Consider the following 4,181-nt stretch of genomic DNA (forward strand, 5'->3'; position numbering starts at 1 on the left):
GTTGCGAATTGGCCGCGGCCGCGCGGCCGCCGCGCTCGCGCTCGCGCTCGCGCTGGCCCTGGCCGCGCCGCTGGCCCAGGCCGTCCATCTGAATCCGCGCGGTCACGGCCAGGTGCTGATCTTTCCGTACTACACGGCGAACGCCGGCTACAACACCTTGCTGTCGCTGGTCAACGACAGCGCGCAGACCAAGGCGTTGAAGCTGCGCTTCCACGAAGGCCACAACGGCCGCGTCGTGTTCTCGGCCAATCTCTATCTCGCGCCGCACGACGTCTGGACCGGCGGCGTGTTCGCCGCGGCCGACGGCCGCGCTGCGCTGGTCACCGGCGACAATTCCTGCGCCGTGCCGGACCTGCGCAACGCGCCGGGTCTGCCGGAGCTGCCGGACGGACGCAGCTACACGCCGTTCAGTACCGCCGACTTCAGCGGCGCGCGTGCCGACGGCGGACCGGCCGATGCGGAGCGCACGCGCGAGGGCCACGTCGAGGTCATCGAGATGGGCAAGCTCTCCGGCGCCTCGGCCGAGGCGGCCGCGTTCACGCTGAGCAACGGCCGGCTGCATCCGGTCGCGTGTGCGCGGCTCCTCGACGCCTGGCGGCCGGCCGGCTACTGGGCGACGAACGCGTCGACCGACGTGGCCGCGCCCGGTGGCGGCCTTTACGGCAACGCGACGATCGTCGACGTCGCCGAAGGCCTCGTGTTCACTCTGCCGGCGACCGCGCTCGACGGCTTCAGCGTGCGCAGCCAGCATTCCGCACCCGACAGCGCGCATCCGGATCTCGCGGACGCGGTCAGCGACGCGGCCAGCGGCGCGGTCACGGCGCAGGTCTCGCTCGGCACGCGCACGGTCAGCGCGACGTATCCGGCCGCGCGCGCGATCGACGCGGTCAGCGCCGTGCTCGCCACGCCGTACAGCGCCGGCGAATCGGTCTGGTCGCACAACTCCGACGCATTGACCGAGTGGATCATCGCGGCGCCGACCAAGCGCTTCTACGTCGATCCGACCCTGCAGAACGCCGGCCTCGGCGGCGCGCCGTTCGACGCGCGCAACGGCGACCAGAGCGGCGGCCGCGCGTGCCAGCAGTATCCGGGCGACTACGCGCTGAGCCGCTACGACCGCTCGACGGACACGATGCTCGAGTTCGGCGCGCCGGCGCCGCAGAGTGCGCTGTGCTACGACACGACGATCGTGGCCGTCGGCGGGCCGAACCTCGGCACGCAGTCGCCGGTGCTGGGCTCGCGCACGCAGAGCGTCGTCGGTGCATTCGAGGAAGGCACGGTCAGCTTCGGCTGGGATACGGCGACGGCGCCGGCACAGAACGGCGAGCGCTTCCGCGGCCTGCCGCTGATCGGCTGGCAGCTCGTCAACTACTTCAATGGCAACGTCGGCGCGGTGATGTCGAACTACAGCGCCGTCGCGCCGTTGCGCGGCGACGCGGTCTGCACGCGCAACGGCGCGGACTGCTGAGCCGCTGCCGGCTCCGCTTCGGGAGCGGCAGCGCGGTCACGCCGCAGCGGACACGGACAGGTCCGCTGCGGCGTCGCCCGCGGCTTACGGAATCACGATCTCGGCGCCGCTGCGATCGTAGGCGTAGTCGAGCACGGTGGCCGGGAAGCCGGCGCCGCTGCCGGCCTGCAGATGCACGTAGCCGTAATTGAGCCGGCCGGTCTGCTCGTTGTAGAAGGCCAGGCCCAGGTAGCCGGTCGCGCCGGGCAGCCAGTTGTCGAGCGGGCCCGAGTTCGGCGCGTACCAGATCGTGCCCTGCGGGCCGATGCGCGCGCCGCTCTGCAGCACCGAGAAATGCACGCCGCCGGTCGTCGTCACGTCGATCAGGCCGCCGACGGCCGCCTGGGGCACGAGGTCGGCATACCAGTAGACGTGCAGCGAGGGACCGGTTTCTTCTGTCGCCGAATACAGATTGATGTCGGCGACGGTGCCGGCGCTCCAGGGGCCGTGCGCACCGGTCACGAGATCGATCGCGATGCCGTCCAGGTCGGCCGGCACGGGCCAGTTCAGCGGGCCGCTGGCGATCACGTTGCCGGCCGGGACGACAGGGCAGGCGCCCGTCTGGCCGGCTTCGAAACCGCCGCAGAACAGGCCGTCGGCCGCCGTCGCCGGCGTCACCGTGACCGACACCGGCAGCTCGAACTGCGCATGCTGCGGATCGTCGGTGGCGATGCAGAGCACGCCCTCGTGCAGGCCCGGCGCCAGGCTGCTGCTGTTCGCCGCGATCCAGAGATCTTTGCTGTAGCCCGGCTCCAGCGCACCCTGGCCCGGCGTCGCGCTGAGCCAGGCCGCGCCGCCCGGCGCGTCGCAGTTGCTCGCCGCCAGATGCGCCGAGAAGCTCAGCGCGGCGGTGCCGTCGTTGGCGAGATTCAGCGGCACCGCCGTCGTGGCGCCGGCCGGCACGGTCAGCGCGAGCTGCACCGCGGACACGGCCGCCGCGGGGCCGGAGGCGCCGGCCGGTCCGAGCCGCACCGAGTCGATCCACCAGCCGTTCGGCGCGGGCGCCGTGGACGAGGAGTCGGTGCCGAAGCGCCAGCGCAACTGCACGATGCGGCCGACGGCGGCGGCCGGCAGGGTCACGCGCGTGTGCACGAACGTGTCCTGGCTGCGTCCGGCCCAGGCGTTGCGCTGGCCGAGCGGATTGCCGCCGCAGCAGGCCGGCAAGGTCGCGGTATAGCCGCCGGAGACGAACTGGCCGCCGGCCGCGAGGATGTCCTGGAACGCGCCGCCGTCGATCGCGATCTCGAGCACGCCGCCGTCGTACGGGCTCGTTTCCAGCGCCCAGCGGTGACGGAACGAGAACTCGTCGCCGACGCCGGCGCGCATCAGCGGCGTGTAGAGGCTGGCCTCGCCGGCGCTTTCGGCCTCGGCCACGTGCGCCGCATTCGGCGCGCTCGCGGCGACGGCCGACTGCGTCGTCCACGGCGCGATGCCGCTGGCCTGCGTGGTCCAGTCCGCCGGCAGCGCCGGCGCCGTCACGTCGTCGAAATTCCAGAACGCGCCGGTGACCGGCGCGGCGGTCGCGATCGACAGCGCCCAGATCTCGCTGCCGCCGTTCGGCGTCGTGCCGAGATGCGTCACCGCGCCGGTCGCCGTGTCGACCGTGTAGACCTGGCCCTGGAACGCGCCGCCGGCGCCGAGCTGGCCGAACGCGGCCCAGTACAGCGTGTCGCTGCGCTTGTCGAAGTCCAGGCCCTGGGCATACGCCGCGTTCACGCCGGTCGGGCCGACGACCTGCACCGCGCCGGTGACCTTGTCGAGCTTGACGAGGTAGTTGTCGTAGGGATCGACCAGGTTGACCGCGTAGATCTCGCCGGCCGAATTGATCGCGATGTCCATGAGCACGTAGTCGCCCGAGGCATTGTCGATCGGCGCGACCAGCTCGACCGCGGCGGTGGCCGGATCGATCGTGTAGAGATGGCAGCCCGCGCCGACCGCATGGTTGCAGGCCGCGGCGAAGACCTTGTCGGTGGTCGGGTCCCATTTCATGCCGACCCAGTACTCGCCGTCGATCGGCGGCACGGCCGGTCCGACGTCGGTCACCGTGCCGTCGGCCGTGCTGATCGTGCGCAGCACGTTGGCGTCGCCGACGAGGTACTGCTTGCCGAAGTCGTTGCGGACGAAGGTGCCGGTCCACAGCTGCGCATCCGCCGGCGACGGGCCGACCTGGGCGAACTGGCCCGGCGAGGATGCGTCGAACGTGGTGTAGCGGCGCGCGAAGCTCAGGGTCATTTCCTGCGCATAGGCCGGTACGGAACCGAGCAGGGCGTGGACGGCGGCCGGCGTGGCGGCGGCCGGCGGCGTCGCCGGCGCGGCGGCCTGGACGTCGGGACCGATACTGCGGCGCGGCGATACGGACGGGGTCTGGCCGGAGGCCGCTGCCGAGGCAGCCAGACCGATCAGCAGGAACAGGGCAGGCGTGGGATAGCGGAGAAGTGTCACGTTCGTTTCCTGGTCGGTGGAAGGGCGCCCGCGAGCCGCGGCGATCTGCCACCGATGACAGCCCAGTGTCGGCGCCGTTGCGCTGCACCGCCATGAGCGATCGATGAGCGATTCCGACTAGCGCTTGAAATCGCTAGTGTTTTTTCTTTTCGGCGGCGTGGCGTCCTCAGTGCGCCGGCCGCGCGGCCGCGGCCAGATCGGCCGGCAACGGCCGCTCGCCGGCCAGCGCACG

At 72.0% G+C, this 4,181-nt stretch carries 2 protein-coding genes; one reads left to right on the top strand and one right to left on the bottom strand.

Going from position 1 to position 4,181, the window contains the following annotated elements; genetic code table 11:
* Window positions 1–1,468, top strand: a 1,468-nt coding sequence (locus tag NON22_RS21010; RefSeq protein WP_257388937.1) for a hypothetical protein, incomplete at its 5' end; no start/stop codon positions are given.
* Window positions 1,469–1,552: 84 nt separating this feature from the next.
* Here NON22_RS21010 and NON22_RS21015 read toward each other — a convergent pair.
* Window positions 1,553–3,949, bottom strand: a complete 2,397-nt coding sequence (locus NON22_RS21015; protein ID WP_257388939.1) for a DUF4394 domain-containing protein — start codon at window positions 3,947–3,949, stop codon at window positions 1,553–1,555.
* Window positions 3,950–4,181: the final 232 nt, after the last annotated feature.

Source organism: Tahibacter caeni (assembly GCF_024609805.1).
In the GTDB taxonomy this organism is placed as follows: domain Bacteria; phylum Pseudomonadota; class Gammaproteobacteria; order Xanthomonadales; family Rhodanobacteraceae; genus Tahibacter; species Tahibacter caeni.